The following is a 24,928-nucleotide window of genomic DNA, read 5'->3' as shown; positions in this document are numbered from 1 at the left end:
GTCATCAAGGCATAGCCCTGGACTCGTCGAGATCGGAATACTGGGCGAGCGTAGTGGGACGCTGTAGCTGTCGCCATGACAGACTGGGAACGACAGTGCAATGATAGGGAGGACATCACGGATTCGTTCCACAGCAGGAGTATTCACCATGTTCACTGGTCTCAGCGCCTTTCCCTTGACGCCTCTGCAGGACGGTCGTATCGACGAGGATGCATTCGTTCGATTGGTCGAGCGGCTTGCAATGGCGGATGTTGATTCCATCTGCGTGCTGGGTTCGACAGGTAACTATGCGTATCTGGAGCGTAGCGAGCGTCGGCGGGTTACCGAGCTGGCGGTGGCGAGCGCCGGTGAGGTGCCGTTAATGGTGGGGATTTCGTCACTGCGTACAGCCGGAGTGCTGGCCTTGGCCGAGGATGCGCAGCGGGCCGGAGCCGGGGCGGTGTTGTTGGCGCCGATGTCCTATCAGCCACTGACCGCCGATGAGGTATTCGGTCTTTACCGGGATGTCACTCGTGTCTTATCCGTGCCGCTGGTGGTATATGACAACCCGGGTACCACGCGTTTTGCATTCAGTGATGAGCTGCACGCAGAAATTGCGCAGCTGCCGAACGTGCGCTCAATCAAGATTCCTCCGGTGTCGGGTGATCTGGCGCTGGCCCGAGAGCGGATCGAGCCTCTGCGAGCGTTATTGCCAGCCCAGGTGAGTCTTGGGATCAGCGGTGATGCCACTGCGGTGGCGGGGCTGCTGGGTGGCTGCGACGCTTGGTATTCGGCCCTCGGTGGATTGTTTCCCGAGGTGCTGGTGCGAATCACTCGCGCTGCTCAGGCCCGCGACGCCAGCTCGGCGGTGCAGATGTCCGAGCGGCTGGAGCCGATATGGGAGTTGTTTCGTCAGCACGGTAGTCTGCGGGTAGTGGCGACCGCTGCGGAGTTGCTCGGGCATGTCCAGCAGCCCTGCCTACCGGATCCGCTCAAAGCATTGCAGGGCGAACAGCGGCAGCGGCTTGCCTTGGCACTGGAAGACCTGCGGCTGACATGATTTTTTTCTGAACTCGGTTGAGCTATGGCGCGCTAACCCTGGATGTCATCAAGGCATAGCCCTGCGGGCAGTTCGGGGGCGGGCATGCCGATTCGGGCGCCCTGGGCGAAGTCGATGCCCAGCGCGCGCACCTGCTGCAGAATTGCCTCGTTGTGCACGAACTCGGCGACCGTCTGCATGCCCAGTTCCTGGGCGAAACGTACGATGCCCTGGGTAACCGCCCGGGCATCCGCGTCGCAGTCCAGCTGGCGGATGAGGCTGCCGTCGATCTTGATCAGGTCCACATCGAGCCGTAGTAGGTGTTCGAAGTTGGAATAGCCAGTGCCGAAGTCGTCGATGGCGATACGGCAACCCAGGGCCTTGGCCTTGTCAATAAACTGGCGCACCGCCTGGTAGTTCTCAATACCCTCTGACTCAAGGATCTCGAAGATCAGCCGCCGGGCCAGCGCCGGATTCTGTAGCCGTTGCAACAGGTGCTCGCTCAGTTCGCTGTCCAGCAGGTCGTCGCAGGAGAGATTCAGCGAGAATTGCAGGTCGGTCTCGGCGAAACGCGCCAGGCATTGGTCGACCATGCGCCGGGTGATCTGCCGGTACAGGCGGATCTTGCGGGCGACCGGCAGAAAGTGGGCCGGACTGATGGGCGTATCGTCACCATCGAGCATGCGCACCAGGCACTCGAACTTGTCGATGCGGCCGGTATGCAGGTTCATGATCGGCTGAAACCACGGCACGATACGGTTCTGTTCCAGTGCCGTGCGCAGCCGGTTGGCCCAGACCAGATTCTGTTCATAGGTTTCGCGCATGCGGTGCGCGGGATCGTGAACCAGATAGTTCAGTTTGCTCAACCGGGCCAGCTTGAGTGCGATATTGGCCGAGGGCAGGAGCTGCTCGCTGGCCAGTGGCGAGCCGTCTGGCTGCACACTGGCTGCCAGGCCCAGGGTCGCCTGGAGCGGAACCTGCTCTTCCTGCCAACGGATGGTCAGCCCCTTGATGAAAGTCCGCAGATTCTCCAGCCGCTGTTCAAGCACCTCCTGCCCGGGGCTATCGGGAAACAGCAGGGCCATTTCGTCACCGGGCATGCGATAGACCCGCACCGCCTTCCATGCAGGCGTGTCATGCACATGGCGGCGCAGCCCGTCTGCCAGCTCGCGAATGACATGATCGCCGCACTGGTTGCCATAGAAATCATTGATCTCCTTGAACGCGTCGATATTGAGCAGAACCAGCGTCATGGGCCGGTCCTTCTGCAGATCGAGCAGCAGCCGCTCGCGGTTGGGCAGACCGGTCAGCGCGTCGGTGTAGAGGCTGTTCAGCTGTTTCAGGGTAGTGGCGACCAGGTAAAGGATCAGTCCCGAGAGCAACAACAGAATACTGACGATGATTGCCACGATGCGAAAATTGCTGGCCCGCATCGGTGCCAGTACCGCATCGATTTCCGCCTGGGGAATGCCTATGCCGAAGATCATGCCCGCTTCGGTGGGCGCATGGAACAGGGCATATTCGGCCTCGCCGACGAACAGCCTGTGGCTCTGCATGGGTGAGGCGGGGTAACGACTGCCGAGACTGGCCGGCACCTGTTGCGCTGGAGATTGCCGTGGTAGCTGCAGGGCGGTGATGGCTTCCATCAGTTGCTGGGCCTGTTGTACGTCGGCGGCTTCGGCCAGGCTCGACAGGTTGCGATTCTCCCGGTCGAGCAAAAAAGAGAAGGTGCCCGGAGTAATGCGCACCCGGCTGACGAGACGGATGACCTCGTCGGCCTGCCAGTCGGTGGCCGCCAGACCGATGACCTGGCCGGTGCTGTCGTGCAGCGGGGTGCTGACGCTGATGACCACGGTGTCGAACTGTGGGCGGTAGTAGGCCGCAGTCCAGTGGTACAGCTCATTGGGCTTTCCCGGCGGGGAAGATGGTTGCAGCCGCCGGTACCAATCCTTGTTCTCGAAACCGGTTTCCCGATAAGTGATATGGGTTGCGGTGCTGTTCCTGTGGCCGTAGATGCCGACATCGGACAGCCGATAGGCGCCCGGATGGAACAGGATGCCGCCTCCGTACAGGTCATGCAGGCTACGCAGGGTTGTGCCCACGCTGCGCTCCAGTTCGGCCAGGTTATCGCGGCCGGAAATCTCTTTCTGCCGGGCGAAAAGTTCGCCCATGCGGGCCAGGGCGCCGGTATTCTGTTCCATCAGAAAGTGATGGGCATTGATGCGATCCAGATTGGAATGGAAGGTGTCGGCAATCTGCTGTTGGCGCTGCTCCGACATGGCGCGCTGGGCAAAGTTGAGGTTCAGACTCGACATCAGCCACATGCCGGCGATGAACAGGCTGATCAGCAGTAGCAGGACCAGCATGATGGAGCTTTTGCGTCGGTTCATGGGGGCAAGCTCAGGGCAGTCGACCACTGAACCCGGCGGCGATACGCTGGCGTGCAGTGTGGAGCTGATCGGCCGTCAACTGCCCGGTCAGGGCCTGTATTCGGGGCTTGGCGCGCGGTTCACCGTTACGTAACGCGTGACTCAGCCAGATATAGGCTTCGGTGTAATCGGGGGGGCCACCGGTGCCGTCCATGTAGCTGGCGCCCAGGCGGTACTGGGCGGTGGCTGATCCCTGGGAGGCGGCGCGCAGCAACCATTGGCGCGCGTAGGCCTGTTCGGCGCCAGAATCATTGAAGTGCAGGTCGGCCAGCTGCAGCTGCGCAGGGAGATGATCCTGCCCGGCGGCGCGCTCCAGCCAGCGCTGCGCTGCGCCTCGATCAGCCGCTTTGCCGGAGCCATGCAGATAGGCCACACCGGCCTCGTACTGCGCTGCGGCTAAACCACTCTCCGCTGCGTCCTCTAACAGCGTCAGTGCTTTGACCTGATCAATGGGCGTGCCTTGACCTTGCTGGTACAACTGCGCCAGTAGCAACTGTCCGGGCGCGTGGTGCTGTGCGGCGGAGTGACGGGCCCAGTGATATGCCTGATCCGGATCGTCGTTAACCTGCAGAATGCCGGCCAAGTGATGTTGCGCCTTGGCATCGCCACGCTCGGCGGTTTCAATACAGGACGGCAGCGCCTGCTGGTAGTTCTTGATGGTGAACAATAGATAGCAGCTGTTCGCCTGCCTCTGCTGCCGTGCCGACACAGGGCCGGGCGCGATAGTTTCGGCGGGCGACGCTGTGGCCGGGGGAGTGAGCGCTAGGCGCTGGGCGAAGGCATCGACCTGATCCGGGCAGGAATACTGGTAACCGCTGCGGAACAAAGCCAGATTCTCGTCGGTGAGTGCTTGCTGCGAAAAACGCGTACCAATGGCGCGGCAGCGGCTGTTGCGCTCGCGGAGGATGTACTGATAGCTGCGGTCATTGGCATCCTGAGCGGCATGTTGCTCGAGAAACCGGGTCAGCGGGTCGATCCGCGGCTGGTCCAGCAGTTGTGCGACCTGAGCATGCATCGCCTGGTCTGCCGCCCGGCTGTCGTTCGAGCCACTGCCGACCGCACCCATCAACCGTTGCCCCAGTTCACCGGCACCTGACCATAGACTGGACTCTTCCGGCGAGGCAGCGCAGCCAGCCAGGCAGCACGATAACAACAGTACGGATAATGCGCGCATGAGCTCTCTCGTTTGCGGAACCATCACCCCGTGGACACGGATTATGCATGGTGCCGAGCGATGGCGGTAAGGCAATTTCTTTTGCGCGCTGGGTTTTTTCTGAATTTGTGGAACAGTTCTTGCCTGAAACAGATCAGGAAAGCTTTCACGTCAAATTTTTGATCGGAGTATCTGAGGGGAATGGCTGCCAACCGCGGTGAGATGATCAGTTCCATGCGCAGCAACCTGGCGGGCCTGCGGCACGGTAGCCTGGGCGTGCCGATCCTGTTGCTGGCGATGCTGGGCATGATGATGCTGCCGGTGCCGCCATTTCTGCTGGACGTCTTCTTCACCTTCAATATCGCGCTGTCGCTAGTGGTCTTGCTGGTCTGCGCCTATGCGTTGCGACCGCTGGATTTTGCCGCCTTCCCAACCATTCTGCTGGTCGCCACGCTGCTGCGCCTGGCGCTTAACGTGGCTTCGACCCGGGTGGTACTGCTGAACGGCCATGAGGGCGGCGACGCGGCCGGCAAGGTGATCCAGGCCTTCGGCGAGGTGGTGATCGGCGGCAACTTCGTGGTGGGTCTGGTCGTGTTCATTATCCTCATGATCATCAACTTCGTGGTGGTGACCAAGGGGGCCGGGCGTATTTCCGAGGTGAGTGCGCGCTTCACCCTGGACGCCATGCCCGGCAAACAAATGGCCATTGACGCGGACCTCAACGCCGGCCTGATCGATCAGACGGAAGCCAAGACCCGGCGCCTGGAAGTCGCCCAGGAAGCGGACTTCTACGGCTCCATGGACGGTGCCAGCAAGTTCGTCCGGGGGGATGCGGTCGCCGGTCTGCTGATCCTGTTCATCAACGTCATTGGCGGTCTGGCCATTGGCATGGCGCAGCATGGACTGGGGTTTACCGACGCCGGCGAAATCTATGTGCTGTTGACCATCGGCGACGGTCTGGTGGCGCAGATTCCCTCGCTGCTGCTATCCACCGCAGCGGCCATCATGGTCACCCGGGTGTCCACCTCCGAGGACATGGGTGGTCAGGTCAAGCGGCAGATGTTCGCGTCGCCCAAGGCGTTGGGCATCGCCGCAGCCATCATGATCGTCATGGGCTTGATCCCGGGTATGCCGCACCTGTCGTTCCTCGGTCTGGGTGTGCTTGCTGCCGGTGGAGCTTATTACATTGCCCGACAGCAGAAGATCAAGGCCGAGGCCGAGCAGGTGGCAGAGCAGAAGGCGCAACTGCCGGCAGTGCCGTCGCCGGAAACCCGCGAGCTGGGCTGGGACGACGTGACGCCGGTGGACATGGTTGGTCTGGAGGTCGGCTATCGATTGATCCCGCTGGTTGATCGCAGCCAGGGCGGGCAATTGCTGGCGCGGATCAAGGGGATCCGCAAGAAGCTGTCCCAGGACCTGGGTTTTCTGATGCCCTCGGTACATATTCGCGACAACCTGGATTTGGCGCCCAACGTCTATCGCATCACGCTGATGGGTGTCGGGGTGGCCGAGGCGGAGGTCCACGCCGACCGCGAACTGGCAATCAACCCCGGGCAGGTATTCGGCGAGATCAAGGGCATTCCCGGCAAGGACCCGGCATTCGGTCTGGATGCGGTATGGATCGAGCCGGCGCAGAAGGATCAGGCCCAATCGCTGGGTTATACGGTGGTGGATGTCAGTACGGTGGTCGCCACCCATCTCAACCAGATTCTCTACAAGCATTCCCATGAACTGCTCGGTCATGAGGAGGTTCAGCAACTGCTCAAGGTGCTGGCCAAGGCCTCACCGAAACTGGCCGAGGAACTGGTGCCGGGCATAATTTCCCTGTCGGGTTTGCTCAAGGTGCTGCAGGGGCTCCTGCAAGAGCAGGTGCCGGTGCGGGACATTCGGACTATTGCCGAGGCCATCGCCAACCAGTCAGGCAAGAGTCAAGATACCGGCGCGTTGATCAGTGCGGTGCGCATCGCTCTGTCTCGCTCTATCGTGCAAAGCATTGTCGGGCTTGAGTCCGAGCTGCCTGTAATCACGCTGGAACCGAGGTTGGAACAGATATTGCTTCAGAGTCTGCAGAAGGCCGGGCAAGGCAATGATGACGGCATTCTGTTGGAACCGGGTATGGCGGAGAAGCTGCAACGTTCGCTGGCGGACATGGTGCAGCGCCAGGAGATACAGGGCAAACCGGCGATATTGCTGGTGGCCGGTCCGGTTCGCAACATGATGGCCCGGTTCGTCCGCTACGCGGCGCCTGGCGCGCATGTGCTGTCCTACCAGGAGATTCCGGACAGCAAGCAGGTCACCATCGTTGCCACCGTCGGACAGAATTGATTACACAGGGTGAGATCAGGCCATGAGAGTCAAACGTTTTTTTGCGGCAGACATGCGCACGGCAATGAAGCTGGTACGGGACGAGATGGGCGCGGATGCGTCCATCATCGCCAACCGGCGCGTAGCGGGTGGTGTCGAACTGACGGCGGCGCTGGATTACGAAGCGCCGCGGCTGACGCCGCCTACGCCCGGCCTGGATCTGGAGCTGAAGAAGACCCAGGAGCGCATTATCAGCGCCCGGGCCAGCCTGGAAGAGGGGGAGCGTCCTGCCGATGGCCCCAGCGTCAACCGTCAATTGTTTGGTGACAGCATGCGCCAGGCTGCCGAGCAGGGCTCGCCGGTCGCCCAGGGGTTGCTGGAGCGCCTGAACAGCGAACGTGCCGCGCCGGCAGCCGAGGTGACCTCCAAGCCCCCGGCAACTGATGATCTCGACGCCATGCGCTCGGAAATTGCCGGCCTGCGAGGCATGCTCGAATCCCAGCTGGGTGGCCTGGCCTGGGGCCAGGTCAATCAGCATCAGCCGCGCCAGGCCAGCCTGTGGCGCAAGCTGATTCATCTGGGCCTGCCCGCCGAGCTGTGCAAGCAGCTGCTGGCCAAGGTTGCCGACGTGACCGATGTACGCCAGGCCTGGCGCCTGCTGCTGGCCCACCTGGCCCAGGGCCTGCCGGTGATGCGCGAGGAGCTGATCGACCGGGGCGGGGTGATTGCCCTGGTTGGCCCGACCGGCGCCGGCAAAACCACCACACTGGGCAAACTGGCTGCACGCTATGTGCTCAAGCACGGCAGCCAGAATGTGGCGCTGGTTACCATGGACACCTACCGTATTGGTGCCCATGAACAGCTGCGTACCCTGGGCCGCATTCTCAACGTACCGGTGCGGGTGGTCGATGAACAGAACAGCCTGAGCGAGGTACTGGAGGAGTTCGGCAACAAGCGACTGGTATTGGTCGATACCGCCGGCCTGCAAGCCCAGGACCCGCAACTGCGTGGCCAGCTCAGCGAGCTCGCGGCCCAGGGTGCGCGCATCAGCACTCTGCTGGTGCTGGCGGCGACCAGCCAGTATCGGGTGCTCCAGGCCGCCTGGCACAATTATCGCTGCTGTCATCCGGTCGGCTGCATTCTGACCAAGGTCGACGAAGCTGCTACGCTGGGCGAAGCATTGGGGCTGGCCATGGAACAGCGTCTCCCGGTAGCCTATGTGGCCGATGGCCAGCGCATCCCGGATGATCTGTCTCGTGGTGTTGGTCACCAATTGGTCAGTCGCGCGGTTGGTCTGGCCGGTAACGAGATGGCCGAGGACCAGACCATGGCCGATGTGTTTGCCGGTATACTCCACAACCAGTGCGCAAGTTAACGAATTGAGAAAGGCGACAGCACAGATGGGCAATCATCCGGTTCAGGTAATTGCAATCACTGGCGGCAAGGGCGGCGTGGGCAAGACCAATGTGTCGGTCAACCTCGCCCTGGCGCTGGCAGAGCTCGGCCGTCGCGTGGTGTTGATGGACGCAGACCTGGGGCTGGCCAATGTCGATGTACAGCTGGGTCTGCGGCCCAAGGCGACCCTGGCGGACGTTCTGGCCGGCAACTGCGATCTGCGTGAGGTGATGATCAACGGGCCGGGTGGTATTCGTATCGTCCCGGCGGCGTCCGGCGCAGCGGAGATGGTCAACCTGGGGCCGCGTGAACATGCTGGCCTGATCCAGGCCTTCAGCGATATCGGTGATGACATGGATGTCCTGCTGGTCGATACCGCCGCTGGTATCGGCGATTCGGTGGTCAGTTTTGTGCGCGCTGCCCAGGAAGTGATCGTGGTGGTATGCGATGAACCTACTTCGATCACCGACGCCTACGCGCTGATCAAGCTGCTCAACCGCGACCACGGTGTTTCCCGGTTCCGCATCCTGGCGAGCATGGTGCACAGCCCCCAGGAAGGTCACAACGTATTCAACAAACTGCTGCAGGTGACCGACCGCTTCCTGGAAGTGGCGCTGCAGTATGTCGGCGCTGTGCCTTACGACGAGACAGTACGCAAGGCGGCACAGAAACAGCGCGCCACCTATGAAGCTTTTCCGCGCAGCAAGGCTTCGCTGGCATTTCGCGCTATCGCACGCAACGTGGACGGCTGGCCGTTGCCATCCAGCCCCCGTGGGCACCTGGAATTCTTCGTCGAACGCCTGGTGCAGCGGACCGGAACCGGAACCCCTTCATGAGCGTGGGGGGAGGTGGCGTCAATATGTATGCGCGCACCATGGGCGTGGCCAATGAGCAGGACCGCCTGGTGCAGCAGTTCGCGCCGCTGGTCAAGCGGATTGCCTACCATATGCTGGCGCGCCTGCCAGCCAGCGTGCAGGTGGAAGATCTGATACAGGCCGGCATGCTGGGCCTGCTGGAGGCTGCACGCAAATTCGATCATGGCAAGGGTGCCAGCTTCGAGACCTATGCCGGTATCCGGATCCGTGGCGCCATGCTGGATGATGTGCGCAAGGGTGATTGGGCCCCCCGCTCGGTCCACCGTAACACCCGCCTGGTCAGCAGCGCGATCCGCGCCGTTGAAGCAAAAGTAGGTCGTGACGCTAAAGATCACGAGGTTGCTGCCGAATTGGATATGAGCCTCGAAGATTACTATGCGATTCTCAACGACACGGCCGGCAGTCGGCTGTTCAGCTTCGAAGATCTGCTGGAGGCCGGGGCGCCGGCCGAAGTCGGCTCTGACCATGAAGCCCTCGACGGAGTGGAGGATGAACGTTTTCGCAAGGCGCTGGCCGAGGCGATAGGTCGGTTGCCCGAGCGCGAGCAACTGGTGCTGTCGCTGTATTACGATGAGGAACTGAACCTCAAGGAGATCGGTGCGGTGCTCGGCGTCAGCGAGTCCAGGGTCAGTCAGTTGCACAGCCAATGTGCCGCCCGCCTGCGCGCACGGATGGCCGATTGGCGCGACGATTGATCCGGCTTTCCCAGCGCTTCGCCTGGTCAGTAGCAACAGTTTCGCGAGGCGCACGCAAGTGCGCTTCTTCTGGTTTGTATGGAGGTCGACTTGGACAAGAACATGAAAATTCTCATCGTCGATGATTTTTCGACGATGCGACGCATTATCAAGAATCTGTTGCGGGATCTGGGCTTTACCAATACCGCCGAAGCGGACGATGGCACCACCGCGCTGCCGATGTTGCAGAGCGGCAGTTTCGATTTTCTGGTAACCGACTGGAACATGCCCGGCATGAGCGGTATCGACCTGCTGCGCGCCGTGCGCGCCGACGAACGCCTGAAACACCTGCCGGTGCTGATGGTGACTGCCGAAGCCAAGCGTGACCAGATCATCGAAGCAGCTCAGGCCGGGGTGAACGGCTATGTGGTCAAACCTTTCACTGCCCAGGCACTGAAGGAAAAGATCGAAAAGGTTTTCGAGCGAATCGAGGCCAGATAGGCACCGGGGGGCGTTATGGCACTGAGCAACAATCCCGGCCAGGCAATCGCTGATGAATTCGAGCATTCCCTGAAAAACAATGCCCGGAAGCTGGTGGACCACCTCGAAGAGGGGGACTACGGCGAGGCAGTACTGGTCATACACGAGATCAATCAGGCCCGCGACCGCAGCCTGTATTACGAAGTCGGCAAGCTGACCCGTGCGCTGCATAACTCGATCATCAATTTCCAGATAGACACGGCCCGCACGCTGGACGGCGATGCCGAAGCGACCGAGGCATCGAAGATTTCCGACGCCTCGGACCGTCTGGACTACGTCGTTCGGCTGACCGACAAGGCCGCCAACCGCACCATGGATCTGGTTGAGAGCAGCGCCCCGGTGGTGTCCGCGCTGGGCCAAGAGGCGGCGAACCTGCGCACCGAGTGGGCACGGCTGCAGCGCCGCGAGATGAGCGCGGCGGAATTCCGCGAGCTGTCGCGCAACATTCTGGCGTTCCTTGAGCGCAGCGAGCAGCAGAGCGGGGAAGTGTCAGCGAATCTGAACGACATTCTCATGGCCCAGGATTACCAGGACCTCACCGGTCAGGTGATCAAACGGGTCATTACCCTGGTGCACGATGTCGAGGAAAGTCTGCTGAACCTGGTGCGCATGGCCGGTCAGGTCGACCGGATGGCGGGTATTCAGCATAACCTTCCGGGGCTGGATAGGAAAAAAACCTCGCCTCAGGGTGAAGGTCCGCAGATTCATGCCGATAAGAGGGATGATGTGGTGTCGGGACAGGATGAAGTCGATGACCTGCTGTCCAGCCTCGGGTTCTAGAGGCTGGTGACACCGTTAGTATTATTGTCGCTGGGGCAAGGGAGCGTTGAATGAGCTTTGATGCGGATGAAGAAATTCTCCAGGACTTTCTGGTAGAGGCTGGGGAAATTCTCGAGTTGTTGTCGGAGCAGCTGGTGGATCTGGAAAACCGCCCGGGCGATACCGATCTGCTCAATGCCATTTTTCGTGGTTTTCATACCGTCAAGGGTGGTGCCGGCTTTCTGCAGCTGGATGCCCTGGTCGCCTGCTGTCATATCGCCGAGAATGTATTCGACATCCTGCGCAAGGGTGAGCGGCAGGTCGACGCCGAACTGATGGATGTGGTGCTGCAGGCACTGGATGCCATCAATGGCATGTTCGCCCAGGTGCGTGAAGGAGAGGCGCCAACTGCCGCCGACCCGCAACTGCTGGCGGCTCTTTCAGCTCTGGCCCAGCCCCAGGCCGTTATCGCAGCAGCGTCCGCTGCCGAAGCGGCTTCCGTCAGCAATGTACCTGCGCCCACGTCGCCCGAACCGAATGCAACTGCCGACGGTGACATTACCGACGACGAGTTTGAGCTGTTGCTTGAAGCGCTGCACGTAACGCCGGAAGAGGACGAACCAGCCCCCGCTGCGGACAACGATGACATTACTGATGACGAATTCGAGGCGTTGCTGGACCAGTTGCACGGTACCGGCAAGGGGCCGGGTGCGGCTGAGGTCGCAACGTCACCAGAGCCGGTAGCGATATCTGAAAATGAAAAGCCCGCTGACGGCGTAACGGCCGAAGCCGGCGAGCTGATCAGCGACGACGAATTCGAAGCCCTGCTGGATCAATTGCATGGTCCCGGCAAGGGGCCGGGTGTTGACAGTGCGGCACCTGCCGCCAGCCAGCCGGAGCCCGCTGCACCGCCGGCTCCGGCAGCCAAGCCCGCTCCGGCTCCAACTCCGGCACCGGCTGCACCTGCGGTCGCGGGCAAGCCCCCGGCCAGCGCACGTGCAGAGAAAAAGTCCGAGGCGGGTGGTGATGCTCCGGTGGTGGAAACCACGGTGCGGGTCGATACCGCGCGCCTGGATGAAATCATGAACATGGTTGGCGAGCTGGTGCTGGTACGCAATCGCTTGATGCGCCTGGGTGTCGGCAGCGAGGATGAAGAGCTGGCCAAGGCGGTGGGCAATCTGGACGTGGTGACAGCCGATCTGCAGGCTTCGGTGATGAAGACCCGCATGCAGCCGATCAAGAAAGTGTTCGGCCGCTTCCCGCGAGTGGTGCGCGATCTGTCGCGTAGCCTGAAGAAGGAAATCACCCTGGAGCTGATCGGTGAAGATACCGATCTGGACAAGAATCTGGTCGAAGCCCTGGCCGACCCGCTGGTGCACCTGGTGCGCAACTCGGTCGACCACGGCATCGAGATGCCGGACGAGCGCGAGGCCGCCGGCAAATCGCGGGTCGGCACGATGGTGCTCGCCGCCCGCCAGGAAGGTGATCACATTCTGCTGACCATCACCGATGATGGCCGGGGCATGGACCCCGAAGTGCTGCGCGCCAAGGCGGTGGAAAAAGGCATGATGGACCGCGACGCCGCCGAGCGGCTGAGCGAGAGTGAATGCTTCAACCTGATCCTGGCCGCCGGCTTCTCGACCAAGACCGAGGTCTCCGATGTGTCGGGCCGCGGAGTCGGTATGGATGTGGTCCGTACCCGCATCGCCCAGCTCAACGGCACTATCTCCATCGAATCGACCAAGGGCCAGGGCACGCAAATTGCTATCAAGGTACCGCTGACCCTGGCGATCATGCCGACGCTGATGGTCATGCTGGCCAATCAGGCATTCGCCCTGCCGCTGGTCAGCGTCAACGAAATCTACAATCTCGACCTGTCGCGCACCAACGTGGTGGATGGCCAGGAAGTGATCCTGGTACGTGACAAGGCGCTGCCACTGTTCTGGCTCAAGCGCTGGCTGATGCCCGGTGCCGACCAGCAAGTCGACCGCTCCGCCGCCAGTGTGGTGATCGTGTCGGTTGGTACCCAGCGGGTCGGTTTTGTGGTCGACCAACTGGTGGGGCAGGAAGAAGTGGTCATCAAGCCGCTGGGGCGTATGCTCCATGGCACGGCCGGCATGGCGGGAGCGACCATCACTGGTGACGGGCGCATCGCGCTGATTCTGGATATTCCCGGCCTGCTCAAGCGCTACGCGCGGCGAGGGTAAGGGAGGACATATGACCGTCAAGGTGCTGGTAGTGGATGACTCGGGGTTCTTTCGCCGCCGAGTCAAGGAGATACTCGAAGCCGATCCGCGGATCGAGGTAGTAGGCACCGCAACCAACGGCCAGGAGGCCGTGGAGCAGACGCTGGCGCTGCATCCGGACGTGATCACCATGGATTACGAGATGCCGGTCATGGATGGCATTACCGCGGTACGTCATATCATGCAGCGGCAGCCCACGCCGGTGGTGATGTTCTCGTCGCTGACCTACGAAGGCGCCCGGGTCAGTCTGGACGCCCTGGATGCCGGCGCCGCCGATTATCTGCCGAAGAATTTCGAGGATATCTCGCGCAATCCGGATAAAGTCCGCCAACTGCTGTGTGACCGGGTGCATGCACTGGCACGCAGTAATCGCCGTTCGCTGGGTTTCTCCGCAGCACCTGCTACCGCGCCTGCGCCTGCCACGGCACCGGTCACGTCCTCTGCGGCTGTTTCATCATCTGCGGCCCGGGCACCGGCTCGCCCTTTGTCATCGCCTGCTCAGCCTGCGGCAGAGCCATCCCGCCGTAGCGCCGCACCGCGCAAGCGCAGCTACAAACTGGTGGCGATCGGCACCTCCACCGGTGGTCCGGTGGCGCTGCAGAAAGTCCTGACTCAACTGCCGGCCGGTTTCCCGGCGCCCTTGCTGCTGATTCAGCACATGCCGGGGACCTTCACCAAGGCGTTCGCCGAACGGCTGGACAAGCTATGCCGCATCACCGTACGCGAAGCCGAAGACGGGGACACCCTGCGCCCGGGCCTGGCGCTGCTCGCGCCGGGCGGCAAGCAGATGATGCTCGATAGCCGCGGGGTGATTCGCATCCTGCCCGGTGATGAGCGGCTCAATTACAAGCCCAGTGTGGATGTGACCTTCGGTTCCGCGGCCAAGGTGCTGCAGAACCAGGTGCTGGGCATCATTCTCACCGGTATGGGTGCCGATGGCCGCGAAGGGGCCCGCATGTTGAAGCAGGCCGGCAGCAGCATCTGGGCCCAGGACGAAGCCAGTTGCGTGATCTATGGCATGCCAATGGCCGTGGCCAAGGCCAATCTGGCCGACGGTATTTATGATCTCGATGAGATCGGCCGCTACCTGACGGAGCTGGGCTGATGGATATCCTCAGTATCATCGGCGTCATCCTGGCCCTGGTTGCCATCATCGGTGGCAACCATCTGGAAGGCGGCCATATCAATGCACTGCTCAACGGGCCGGCGGCGCTGATCGTCATCGGCGGTACGCTGGGAGCGGCCTTCATCCAGACGCCGTTGCCGGCCTTCAAACGCGCCCTGGGGCTGGCCCATTGGGTGTTTGCCTCCCCTGATATCCCGCTGCGCGAGGGCATCGGCAAGGTGGTCAACTGGAGCAACACCGCGCGCAAAGACGGGTTGCTCGGCCTGGAAGCCATCGCCGAGATGGAATCCGATCTGTTCGCCCGCAAAGGCCTGCAACTGCTGGCCGATGGCTGCGAGCCGGATACCCTGCGCAGCATTCTCGAAGTCGAGTTGGTCAGCCGGGAGAACAGTGACCTGCGGGCGGCCCGGGTGTACGAAAGCATGGGCGGTTATGCCCCGACTATCGGCATCATCGGCGCGGTGATGGGCTTGATCCACGTCATGGGCAATCTCGCCGATCCCTCGATGCTCGGTAGCGGTATCGCGGTGGCCTTTGTCGCCACCATCTATGGGGTGGCACTGGCCAACCTGTTCCTCTTGCCCGTCGCCAACAAGCTCAAGGCGGTCATTCTTGAGCAGTCCTGTTACCGGGAAATGCTGCTCGAAGGCCTGCTGTCCATCGCCGAAGGGGAAAATCCACGTTCCATCGAAATGAAGCTTGAAGGCTTCCTGGACTGAGTCATGCGCCGCCGCCGCGAAGAGGAGCACGTCAATAATGAGCGCTGGATGGTGTCCTATGCGGACTTCATTACCCTGCTGTTCGCCTTTTTCGTGGTGATGTATTCGATTTCCTCGGTCAATGAAGGCAAGTACAAGGTCCTCACGGAATCGCTGATCGGCGTGTTCAGCCAGGCACCGAAAACTGCCGAGCCGATCCAGATTGGTGAGCAGACGCCACGCACCCTGGCGCCGGTGCAGGAAGCGCCGCCGGCGTCGTCGCTGATGGGGGCCGGGGCTGACAGCGGCACCGGCGATGACCCGCTGGAGACCATTGCCGAGGCCATGCAGGCGGCCTTTGGTGAGCTGATCTCGGTGGGGGATCTGCAGATTCATGCCAACGAGCTGTGGATCGAGATCGAACTGAATTCCGGTTTGCTGTTTCCCAGTGGCGACGCACTGCCGCTGGATGGCGCCTTTGGGCTGATCGAGCGGATCGCTGGGATCCTGGCGCCCTATGACAATCCGGTGCATGTCGAAGGCTTTACCGACAACGTGCCGATCAAGTCGCAGGTCTATCCCACCAACTGGGAGCTGTCTGCGGCGCGGGCGGCGAGCGTGGTGCGGCTGCTCAGCGCCGGTGGTATCGGTGCTGGCCGGCTAGCAGCGGTCGGCTATGGCGAACACCGGCCGGTGGCCGATAACGCCTCGGCGGCGGGGCGGCGCGCCAATCGCCGGGTGGTGTTGCTGGTCTCGCGCTATACCGAAACCCGGCATCAGCCGGCGACGGAAGGTGCGGTGGATTTGCAGAATATGCGTCAGGCCCGGGCCGAGAGTGCTGATGGCGGTCGGTCGATGGTCAATGCGGGTAACGGCAGCGGCATGCAGGGGATCAACTGATGCGGCAGCAAACGGTTAGGAGTACAGCGACATGAGAGTCTGGGCAGTAGCCAATCAGAAAGGCGGAGTGGGCAAGACCACTTCGGCGGTGGCCTTGGCCGGTCTGCTGGCGGACCAGGGCAAGCGCGTGCTGGTGGTGGACCTGGACCCCCATGGCTCGATGACCAGTTACTTCGGCCACGACCCGGACCGCCTGACCAGCAGCGTCTTCAACCTGTTCCAGCATCAGGGGCGGGTGCCCGAGGGGCTGGCAGTGGCATTGCTGCTGGATACCTCCCATGAGCACATCCGGCTACTGCCCTCGAGCACTGCGCTGGCAACGCTGGAACGTCAGTCGGCGGCCCAGGGCGGGTTTGGCCTGGTAATCTCCCGAGCCCTTGAGCAACTGCGTGGGAATTTCGATTTCGCGATCATCGACAGTCCGCCGCTGCTGGGTGTTTCCATGATCAACGCGCTGGCCGCCTGCGAGCAGCTGGTGATTCCGGTGCAGACCGAGTTCCTCGCCATGAAGGGGCTGGAGCGCATGGTCCATACCCTGAACATGGTCAACCGCTCGCGGCGCCAGGCGCTGCCGTACACCATCGTGCCCACGCTGTTCGACCGCCGTACCCAGGCCTCGCTGAGCACCCTGCGTACGCTGCGGCGCGATTATGCCGACCAGCTGTGGCAGGCTTACGTGCCGATTGACACCAAGCTGCGTGACGCGAGCTTGGCCGGTATCGTGCCGTCGCGCCTGGAAAACAATGCCCGCGGTGTGCTGGCCTACCGTGCGCTGTTGCGCTACCTGCTGGTACATGTAATGCCGAATTCGAGGGAGGTGGCCTGAGTGGCGGTGCAGCGCTGTTGGCTAATGCTCGGCGCCCCGCGGCCGATAACCTGATAGACCCGGCCGTGCCGGCTTCGCAGATTCGATTCGGAACCCCAGACGACAAATGAACAACCCCTTGCCCGTACAGCATTATGTTCCCGAGCAGACCATCCAGTCCTACCTGGATGCGCTGTTGCAGGACGCCGCCATGGAGCTGGCGCTGGCTGAGCAGGCGCCTCAACCGGTGGCGGGGCCGGAGCCCATTGCACCTGGGCCGGCCATTGCCGCTGTGCCGGAACCGGTAATGGTGCAGCCGCTGATCGAGCAGCCCGAGCCGGTTGCGCCTGCCGCTGCGGCCACGCCGGCCTGGCGTGAAGCACCCTTCGAAGCCCTGTTGTTCGATGTCGGCGGCCTGACTCTGGCGGTGCCGCTGATTTCCCTGGGCAGCATTCATTCCCTGGATGGCCCGATCACGCCGCTGTTCGGCCAGCCGGATTGGTTTCTCGGCCTGTTGCCGACCCAGGCGGGCAACCTGAAGGTGCTGGATACCGCCCGCTGGATCATGCCGGAGCGTTACGCGCCGGAGCTGCGTGACACTCTGCGCTTCGTGATTTCCGTGCAGGGCCACGAGTGGGGCATGGCGGTGCATGGCGTGAGCCAGTCGATTCACCTGGACCCGGCTCAGGTGAAGTGGCGATCCGGGCAGGGCAAGCGGCCCTGGCTGGCGGGCACAGTAATTGATCAGATGTGCGCGCTGGTGGACGTGGAGGCGCTTGCCGAACTGATCACCGCTGGCAAACAGGCCGATGCGCGATTAGGATGAATCCCATAACTCCCTACCCAGCTGCAGAGCCTGGCAGGGAATCTACAAGGTTGAGAGCTGAACAAGATGAAAGACAATACCGCACAGCGCGCCGACGATCCGATTCTGCAGTGGGTGACTTTCCGCCTGGATAATGAAACCTACGGCATCAACGTGATGCAGGTGCAGGAAGTGCTGCGCCATTCCGAAATCGCTCCGGTCCCCGGTGCACCGTCTTATGTGCTCGGTATCATCAACCTGCGGGGCAACGTAGTGACGGTCATCGACACTCGCCAGCGCTTTGGTCTGGTGTCGGCACCGGTCACTGACCAGACCCGTATCGTCATCATCGAGGCGGATCGCCAGGTGATCGGCATCCTGGTCGATAGTGTGGCGGAAGTGGTCTACCTGCGTCAGTCGGAGATCGAGACCGCGCCGAACGTCGGCACCGACGAGTCGGCCAAGTTCATCCAAGGCGTCAGCAACAAGAACGACGAACTGCTCATTCTGGTCGATCTGGAAAAGATGATGACCGAGGATGAGTGGGCCGAACTGCAGGATATCTGAGCCACATGGAAGAGCGCTCCCTGCTGTTGTTGGCTGGATTGCTGCTGGGTCTGTTGGTCGCCGCGCTGGTGGCTTCGGTCCTGGCGGTCCGGCGGCTGGGGCAGCGACAGCTTGAGCTGAAGGCCGCGACCGAGGTCCGGTTGGATAAGCTCAATCAGCGGCTGGCTGAATACCAGCAGAGCCATATTCGTATGGGTGAAGAGCTGATCAGCCTGCGCAACAAGCTATCTCAGTTGGAAAACAAGCAGCAGCGGCTGGAACAGCAGGACATGCACACCATGCCCTACAATCAGGCCAGCCGCCTGGTCGGCATGGGCGCCAGCCTTGACGACCTCATGCAATCCTGCGGCCTGACCCGCAGCGAAGCCGAATTGATGCTCAAGCTGCACGGCAACAAATAAGACTTTACCGCTGTCATGATTCTGCACACGCCCCGCTAGGGGCGCGACAAATGTGCAAAGACGGCCTCTCGGTTACCCCCGCGCATCCAGCGCCTGGCCATTCACGCCTTTGCTATCCGGTCCGAGCAGATACAGGAAAACCGGCATGATATCCGCAGGCTCCGGGTTCTTCTCCGGCTCCTCGGCAGGGTAGGCGGCCTTGCGCATGGCGGTGCGGGTGGCGCCGGGGTTGACGCTGTTGACGCGGATCTCGCTGGTGCCGTCCTGTTCGTCGGCCATTACCTGCATCAGACCCTCGACAGCGAACTTGGTGACCGCGTAGGGCCCCCAGTAAGCCCGCGCCTTGCGGCCAACGGTGGAAGACAGGAAGACCACCGAGGCATCAGGTGCGGCGCGCAGCAGGGGGAACATCGCCTTGCTCAGGAAGAAGGGCGCGTTGACGTTGACCTGCATGAGCTCCAGCCAGGCTTCGTGCTTGACGCTCTCGATCAGCGTTCGCGGGCCGAGCTGAGCGGCGTTGTGTACCAGGCCGTCGAGCTTTCCGAAGGTGTCGAATAACTGGTCGGCCAGGTCGTTGTAATCCTTCTCCACGGCGGTTTCCAGATTCAGCGGGCAGATCGCTGGCTGCGGGTGGCCTGCGGCCTCGATCTCATCGTATACGGCTTCCAGTTTGCTCAGGGTGCGGCCGAGCAGCACCACGGTGGCACCGTGGGCGGCGCAGCTCAGCGCACAGGCCCGGCCGATGCCGTCGCCGGCACCGGTCACCAGTATCACTCGTCCTTGCAGCAGGTCAGCGGGGGCGCGGTAGTCAAACATGGCAAAACTCCTTGGTCCGTTGCTGCTCCAGCCAGGGGCGCAGAGCAGCGGCATTCTCGATACTGTAACTGGCATTCCAGTGTTGCGGATCATCGCCCGCTGGCAGGTAACCGTAAAGGGCGGCAACGGTGCGCATGCCGGCAGCCTGACCCGCTTGGATATCGCGCAGATGATCGCCCACGAAGACGCTGCGTGCAGGGTCCACGCCCATCTCGGCGCAAGCCTTGAGCAAGGGTTCCGGGTGTGGCTTGCCGTGCGTGACCTGGTCCGGGCAGACCAGGCTGGCGCAGCGCTTGCTCAGGCCGACAGCTTCCAGCAGCGGGATGCTGAAGCAGCTCATCTTGTTGGTCACCACGCCCCAGGGCAGCCCCTCGGCATCCAGCCAGTCGAGCAGCCCGGGAACGCCAGGAAAAGGACGGGTGTGCACCGCCAGCTGACGTTGATAGCGCTCGAGAAAGTCGTCGCGCAAGCCAGCGAAGTTGGGGTGTTCTGGGGTGATGGAGAAGGCTGCGCAGAGCATGCCGGCTGACCCATCGGACACCGTCGAGCGAATCAGGTGCAGCGGCGATTCCGGCAGGCCACGATCCTGGCGCATGCTGTGGATGATCGCCAGAAAATCATCGGCAGTGTCCAGCAGGGTGCCATCCAGGTCGAACAGAACGCTGTCCAGCATCTCAGACTCCGCGCTGGCAGTGGATCATGTAATTGACGTCCACATCGTTGGCCAGCTTGTAGTGACGCAGCAGCGGGTTGTAGGTCAGGCCGATAATGTCCTGCATATCCAGCCCCGCGTCGCGGGACCAGCGGCCCAGCTCGGCCGGACGGATGAACTTGGCATATTCGTGGGTGCCGCGCGGCAGCATGCGCAGCAGGTACTCCGCACCGACGATGGCGAATGCGAAGGACTTGGGGTTACGGTTGATGGTCGAGAAGAACACATGGCCGCCGGGCTTGACCAGGGCGGCACAGGCGCGGATCACCGAGGCGGGGTCCGGGACGTGCTCAAGCATCTCCATGCAGGTCACCACGTCGAAACGGCCCGGGTGCAGTTCGGCCATTTCTTCGGCGGTGCACTGCTGGTATTCCACTTCCACACCGGATTCGAGCTGGTGCAGGCGGGCCACGGATAGCGGCGCCTCACCCATGTCGATGCCGGTAACGCGGGCGCCGCGCTGGGCCATGGCCTCGGCGAGAATGCCGCCGCCGCAGCCGACGTCCAGCACTTCCTTGCCAGCCAGCGCGGCTTTCTCATCGATCCAGTTGGTACGCAGCGGGTTGATCTCATGCAGCGGCTTGAATTCGCTTTCGCGATCCCACCAGCGGCTGGCCAGGGCTTCGAATTTGGCGATTTCCGCCCGGTCGACATTCAGCGTCATCATGATCCCCTCGTTGAATCTGCCTGGCCCCGTTCCGGGCCCGGCGTTCAGTGTGTTCACAAGGGGCTGGCTGCCCCCTTCGTCCATCGTATGGCTGGCAGTATACCCTCTGGCTTTTGCAGCGGGCAGCGACATTTGTTCACGGGGCGAGGTCGCCCTGCAGTCATTCAGTGCGCCCCCGGGTATAATGACGTTTTCCCGCTGGAGTCGTTCATGCAGTTTCAACCCCAAAGTGCCGACCAGCGCGGCGTCCAGGCCCTGGAGTGGTGCGGTGACAGCCTGCGCATCCTTGATCAGCGATACCTGCCCGAAGAAACTCTCTGGATCGAGTGCCGTGATGCCGTGTCGGTGGCCGAAGCGATTCGCGATGGCGTGCTGCAGGGTGCGGCTTCCGTGGGCATCGCGGCGGCCTATGGCATCGCTCTGGCAGCCAGGCATATCGGCCAGGCCGCGGACTGGCCGCAGGCGCTGAGCGCGGACTTCGCCCTGCTCGCGGCGGCGCGGCCGTCGGCTGAGCACCTCGGCTGGGCTCTGCGGATGCTGCAGGATCGGCTGCGCCGGCCGCTGGGCGTGGCGGCAGATGTACCGGCGCTGCTGGCCGAGGCAGCGATCGCCATCCATACCAGTGACGATGAAGCTAACCGCGCCATGGCCAAGCTGGGCGCGCAAGTGATCCGCCGGCATGATCGCCAGCCCCAGGCATTGCTCACCTTTGGTCACGGTAGCGCCCTGGGCGTTATCCGGGCTGCCCATGACGCTGGCCTGGTTTCTCGGGTGGACGTCTGTGCGAGCTATCCGGGCAACGCCGGCGCGATTCCTCATCTGGAACTGAGCCAGAACGATCTGCCTGCGGTGCTGCATGCTGATGCCGCTGTCGCGCATCTGATGAAAGTCGCGAATCCGAATTGGGTAGTGGTGGGCGCCGAGCGGATCGCCGGCAACGGCGACGTGGTCAATACCATCGGTACCTACGGCCTGGCGGTGCTGGCCATGCATCACGGTTTGCGTTTCATGGTGGTCGCCTCCAGTGCCAGTATCGATCTGGAATTGGAGGCGGCCGACGATATCGAGCTTGGCGATGTATTGGCAGGGCAGGGCGGGCAGCCGCTGTTCGATGTTACGCCGGCCGATCTGATTGATGTGATCGTCACGGAAAAGGGTATCGTCGAGCGCCCTGATCAGGCCAGGCTGGCCGGATTGCTGAGCCCGCGACGGCTGCACTGAGCCGTTGCCCGGGTCTGCCGGGCAGGCGGTGTGAACTGGCGCTCAGGAAGGTGCGCTATCTCCCGCCGGATTCAGCAGTGTGGTATCATTCTGGGCTTTGATCCGGCACCAAGCCGGGCCCGTTCCGCGCTGCGTGCGCATTGGCACCATCAGGTCGCCAACAATAAAAGGAATGCCGTTTCATGGGTGAGCTGGCCAGAGAAATTCTTCCAGTCAATATCGAAGACGAGCTGAAGCAATCGTACCTTGACTACGCCATGAGCGTGATCGTCGGGCGGGCACTGCCTGACGTGCGCGACGGCCTCAAGCCGGTGCACCGTCGCGTCCTGTTCGCCATGAGCGAACTGAACAACGATTGGAACAAACCATACAAGAAGTCCGCCCGTGTGGTCGGTGACGTCATCGGTAAATACCACCCCCATGGCGACTCGGCGGTATATGACACCATCGTCCGCATGGCCCAGCCGTTCTCCCTGCGCTACCTGCTGGTCGACGGCCAGGGTAACTTCGGTTCGGTCGATGGCGACAGCGCCGCGGCGATGCGTTACACCGAAATCCGCATGACCAAGCTGGCCCACGAACTGCTGGCCGACCTGGACAAGGAAACCGTGGACTGGGTGCCCAACTATGACGGCACCGAACAGATCCCCGAGGTGCTGCCGACCCGGGTACCCAACCTTCTGGTCAACGGCTCCAGCGGTATCGCCGTGGGCATGGCGACCAATATCCCGCCGCACAACCTGACTGAAGTCATCAACGGTTGTCTGGCGGTGATCGCCAATCCGGATATCTCCATCGAAGAGTTGATGGAGCACATCCCCGGTCCCGATTTCCCCACTGCCGGCATCATCAACGGCCGTGCGGGTATCGTCGAAGCCTACAAGACCGGCCGCGGCCGGATCTACGTGCGCGCCCGCTGCGAAATCGAGGACATCGACAAGGTCGGCGGTCGCCAGCAGATCATCATCAATGAGCTGCCCTACCAGGTGAACAAGGCGAAGCTGATCGAGCGCATCGCCGAGCTGGTCAAGGAAAAGAAACTCGAAGGCATCAGCGAGCTGCGCGACGAGTCCGACAAGGACGGCATGCGCGTCGTGATCGAGTTGCGCCGGGGCGAGGTGGCTGAGGTCATCCTCAACAACCTGTACGCCCAGACCCAGATGCAGAACGTGTTCGGCATCAACGTGGTCGGCCTGCTGGATGGTCAGCCGCGCATCCTCAATCTGAAGGAACTGCTCGACGCCTTCATCCGCCACCGCCGCGAAGTGGTGACCCGTCGTACCGTCTACGAGCTGCGCAAGGCGCGTGAGCGTGGCCATATTCTCGAAGGTCAGGCGGTCGCCCTATCGAACATCGACCCGGTGATCGCCCTGATCAAGGCGTCGCCATCCCCGGCCGAAGCCCGTGAGCGCCTGCTGGCCGAAGCCTGGGAGCCGGGCGCGGTGGTCGAGATGGTCGAGCGTGCCGGTGCGGATGCTTGCCGTCCCGATGAGCTGCCTGAGCAGTACGGCCTGCGTGACGGTCGCTACTATCTATCGCCGGAACAGGCCCAGGCCATCCTGGACCTGCGTCTGCACCGCCTGACCGGTCTGGAGCACGAGAAGCTGCTGACCGAATACCAGGAGATCCTCACGCAGATCGGTGAGCTGCTGCGCATTCTCAACAGCGAACAGCGCCTGATGGAGGTCATCGTCGAGGAGCTGGAGGCAATCAGAACCAACTTTGGCGATGCACGGCGTACCGAGATTCTCAACTCGCGCCTGGATCTGAGTGTGGCTGATCTGATTACCGAAGAAGATCGCGTGGTGACCATCTCCCATGGCGGTTATGCCAAGAGTCAGCCGCTCTCTGATTACAATGCCCAGCGTAGAGGCGGGCGAGGCAAGGCCGCCACGGGCGTCAAGGATGAGGATTACGTCTCGCACCTGCTGGTTGCCAACAGCCACACCACGCTGATGCTGTTCTCCAGCAAGGGCAAGGTGTACTGGCTGAAGACCTACGAGATTCCGGAAGCCTCGCGCACTGCCCGTGGTCGTCCGCTGGTCAACCTGCTGCCGCTGGATGAGGGTGAGTACATCACCACCATGCTGCCGGTCGAGGAATATACCGAAGGCTGGTTCATCTTCATGGCGACCGCCAACGGCACCGTGAAAAAGACCCCGCTGCCGCAGTTCAGCCGTCAGCGCAGCGTCGGTCTGATCGCGCTGGATCTGGACGAGGGCGATACCCTGATCAGCGCCGCGCTGACCGATGGCAACAAGCAGATCATGCTGTTCTCCGACGGCGGCAAGGTTACCCGCTTCAATGAAACCGATGTCCGTGCCATGGGCCGTACTGCCCGCGGTGTTCGGGGCATGCGCCTGGCCGAAGGTCAGCGCCTGGTTTCCATGCTGATTGCCGAGGACGGTACCGAGATTCTCACCGCCTCCGAGCACGGCTACGGCAAGCGCACGCCGGTGGAAGACTTCCCGCAGTACAAGCGTGGCGGCCAGGGCGTGATCGCCATGGTCACCAACGACCGCAACGGCCCGTTGATCGGCGCCGTGCAGGTGGTCGATGGCGAAGAGATCATGCTGATCTCCGACCAGGGTACCCTGGTGCGCACCCGCGTAGCGGAAGTGTCCAGCCTGTCGCGCAACACTCAGGGTGTGACCCTGATCAAGTTGGCCAATGGCGAGAAGCTGGTCGGCCTGGAGCGCGTGCAGGAGCCGTCCGATGAGGAAGGCGAGGGCGACCTGGGCGAAGATAGTGATGTTGGCGAGACCGATGTCGGCGCGGCTGAAGAAGGCGCCGGAACCACTGGCGATCAAGAGTAGA

At 62.3% G+C, this 24,928-nt stretch carries 22 protein-coding genes; 17 read left to right on the top strand and 5 right to left on the bottom strand.

Translation table 11 applies throughout. From position 1 onward, the window contains the following. Nucleotides 1–148 precede the first annotated feature (148 nt). Nucleotides 149–1,039, top strand: a complete 891-nt coding sequence (locus tag DHB74_RS00990; protein ID WP_499160592.1) for a dihydrodipicolinate synthase family protein — start codon at nucleotides 149–151, stop codon at nucleotides 1,037–1,039. Nucleotides 1,040–1,071: 32 nt separating this feature from the next. Here DHB74_RS00990 and DHB74_RS00985 read toward each other — a convergent pair whose 3' ends face one another. Both DHB74_RS00985 and DHB74_RS00980 read right to left on the bottom strand, forming a co-directional pair. Beyond that, a complete protein-coding gene (locus DHB74_RS00985) occupies nucleotides 1,072–3,408 on the bottom strand; it encodes an EAL domain-containing protein (RefSeq protein WP_499160591.1) in 2,337 nt (778 codons plus the stop codon). A 10-nt stretch (nucleotides 3,409–3,418) separates the two neighbouring features. After that, nucleotides 3,419–4,621, bottom strand: a complete 1,203-nt coding sequence (locus tag DHB74_RS00980) for a tetratricopeptide repeat protein (RefSeq protein ID WP_499160590.1) — start codon at nucleotides 4,619–4,621, stop codon at nucleotides 3,419–3,421. A gap of 201 nt (nucleotides 4,622–4,822) precedes the next feature. Here DHB74_RS00980 and flhA point away from each other — a divergent pair, with 201 nt between their 5' ends. The 14 genes from flhA to DHB74_RS00910 all read left to right on the top strand — a co-directional run bounded on the left by flhA (nucleotide 4,823) and on the right by DHB74_RS00910 (nucleotide 18,695). After that, a complete protein-coding gene (gene flhA, locus DHB74_RS00975) occupies nucleotides 4,823–6,925 on the top strand; it encodes a flagellar biosynthesis protein FlhA (protein WP_407920268.1) in 2,103 nt (700 codons plus the stop codon). Nucleotides 6,926–6,947: 22 nt separating this feature from the next. Then, complete coding sequence (flhF, locus tag DHB74_RS00970; RefSeq protein WP_499160589.1) at nucleotides 6,948–8,279, top strand: flagellar biosynthesis GTPase FlhF; 1,332 nt, start codon at nucleotides 6,948–6,950, stop codon at nucleotides 8,277–8,279. Nucleotides 8,280–8,304: 25 nt separating this feature from the next. Continuing rightward, a complete protein-coding gene (locus tag DHB74_RS00965; protein ID WP_136869699.1) occupies nucleotides 8,305–9,135 on the top strand; it encodes a MinD/ParA family protein in 831 nt (276 codons plus the stop codon). Next, the gene (locus DHB74_RS00960) at nucleotides 9,132–9,869 is read left to right on the top strand and encodes an RNA polymerase sigma factor FliA (RefSeq protein ID WP_407920265.1); all 738 of its coding nucleotides are present in this window, start codon (nucleotides 9,132–9,134) and stop codon (nucleotides 9,867–9,869) included. The genes DHB74_RS00965 and DHB74_RS00960 overlap by 4 nt, the downstream gene beginning before the upstream one ends. A gap of 102 nt (nucleotides 9,870–9,971) precedes the next feature. Beyond that, a complete protein-coding gene (locus DHB74_RS00955) occupies nucleotides 9,972–10,349 on the top strand; it encodes a chemotaxis response regulator CheY (protein ID WP_177173376.1) in 378 nt (125 codons plus the stop codon). 15 nt (nucleotides 10,350–10,364) lie between these two features. Then, nucleotides 10,365–11,168, top strand: coding sequence for a protein phosphatase CheZ (locus DHB74_RS00950; RefSeq protein WP_136869700.1), 804 nt, complete (start codon nucleotides 10,365–10,367; stop codon nucleotides 11,166–11,168). A gap of 50 nt (nucleotides 11,169–11,218) precedes the next feature. Further along, the gene (locus tag DHB74_RS00945; protein ID WP_499160588.1) at nucleotides 11,219–13,354 is read left to right on the top strand and encodes a chemotaxis protein CheA; all 2,136 of its coding nucleotides are present in this window, start codon (nucleotides 11,219–11,221) and stop codon (nucleotides 13,352–13,354) included. A gap of 10 nt (nucleotides 13,355–13,364) precedes the next feature. Continuing rightward, nucleotides 13,365–14,498, top strand: a complete 1,134-nt coding sequence (locus tag DHB74_RS00940) for a protein-glutamate methylesterase/protein-glutamine glutaminase (RefSeq protein WP_499160587.1) — start codon at nucleotides 13,365–13,367, stop codon at nucleotides 14,496–14,498. Then, nucleotides 14,498–15,238: a flagellar motor protein gene (locus DHB74_RS00935; RefSeq protein WP_036993535.1), complete on the top strand. Its 741-nt coding sequence runs from the start codon at nucleotides 14,498–14,500 to the stop codon at nucleotides 15,236–15,238. Before DHB74_RS00940 ends, DHB74_RS00935 begins: the two co-directional genes overlap by 1 nt. A gap of 3 nt (nucleotides 15,239–15,241) precedes the next feature. Then, a complete protein-coding gene (motD, locus tag DHB74_RS00930; RefSeq protein WP_499160586.1) occupies nucleotides 15,242–16,117 on the top strand; it encodes a flagellar motor protein MotD in 876 nt (291 codons plus the stop codon). 31 nt (nucleotides 16,118–16,148) lie between these two features. Then, nucleotides 16,149–16,943, top strand: coding sequence for a ParA family protein (locus DHB74_RS00925; protein ID WP_499160585.1), 795 nt, complete (start codon nucleotides 16,149–16,151; stop codon nucleotides 16,941–16,943). Between the two features lie 106 nt (nucleotides 16,944–17,049). Next, a complete protein-coding gene (locus DHB74_RS00920) occupies nucleotides 17,050–17,748 on the top strand; it encodes a CheW domain-containing protein (protein WP_499160584.1) in 699 nt (232 codons plus the stop codon). A 66-nt stretch (nucleotides 17,749–17,814) separates the two neighbouring features. After that, entirely contained in the window at nucleotides 17,815–18,294 is a 480-nt protein-coding gene (locus tag DHB74_RS00915; RefSeq protein ID WP_036993533.1) for a chemotaxis protein CheW, read from the top strand. 5 nt (nucleotides 18,295–18,299) lie between these two features. Next, nucleotides 18,300–18,695, top strand: a complete 396-nt coding sequence (locus tag DHB74_RS00910) for a DUF2802 domain-containing protein (RefSeq protein WP_136869705.1) — start codon at nucleotides 18,300–18,302, stop codon at nucleotides 18,693–18,695. A gap of 72 nt (nucleotides 18,696–18,767) precedes the next feature. Here DHB74_RS00910 and DHB74_RS00905 read toward each other — a convergent pair whose 3' ends face one another. Genes DHB74_RS00905 through ubiG form a run of 3 tightly spaced genes read right to left on the bottom strand, consistent with a single transcriptional unit; the run spans nucleotide 18,768 to nucleotide 20,887 of the window. Then, on the bottom strand, nucleotides 18,768–19,511 hold the full coding sequence (locus DHB74_RS00905) for a YciK family oxidoreductase (RefSeq protein WP_036993531.1): 744 nt from the start codon (nucleotides 19,509–19,511) through the stop codon (nucleotides 18,768–18,770). After that, entirely contained in the window at nucleotides 19,504–20,184 is a 681-nt protein-coding gene (locus DHB74_RS00900) for an HAD family hydrolase (RefSeq protein WP_499160583.1), read from the bottom strand. The genes DHB74_RS00905 and DHB74_RS00900 overlap by 8 nt, the downstream gene beginning before the upstream one ends. 1 nt (nucleotide 20,185) lies before the next feature. Beyond that, nucleotides 20,186–20,887: a bifunctional 2-polyprenyl-6-hydroxyphenol methylase/3-demethylubiquinol 3-O-methyltransferase UbiG gene (gene ubiG, locus DHB74_RS00895; protein WP_036993582.1), complete on the bottom strand. Its 702-nt coding sequence runs from the start codon at nucleotides 20,885–20,887 to the stop codon at nucleotides 20,186–20,188. Between the two features lie 213 nt (nucleotides 20,888–21,100). Between ubiG and DHB74_RS00890 the strand changes: the two genes are divergently transcribed. Both DHB74_RS00890 and gyrA read left to right on the top strand, forming a co-directional pair. Then, nucleotides 21,101–22,111 (top strand): s-methyl-5-thioribose-1-phosphate isomerase, encoded by a 1,011-nt coding sequence (locus DHB74_RS00890; RefSeq protein ID WP_499160582.1) that lies wholly within the window; start codon nucleotides 21,101–21,103, stop codon nucleotides 22,109–22,111. Nucleotides 22,112–22,293: 182 nt separating this feature from the next. Beyond that, nucleotides 22,294–24,927 (top strand): DNA gyrase subunit A, encoded by a 2,634-nt coding sequence (gene gyrA / locus DHB74_RS00885; protein WP_074778219.1) that lies wholly within the window; start codon nucleotides 22,294–22,296, stop codon nucleotides 24,925–24,927. Nucleotide 24,928: the final 1 nt, after the last annotated feature.

Origin of the sequence: Pseudomonas sp. G11-1 (assembly GCF_024031555.1) — a bacterium.
GTDB lineage: Bacteria > Pseudomonadota > Gammaproteobacteria > Pseudomonadales > Pseudomonadaceae > Halopseudomonas > Halopseudomonas bauzanensis.
The sequence above is the reverse complement of the archived record's forward strand: the minus strand, read 5'-3'. Positions and strand labels throughout refer to the sequence as shown.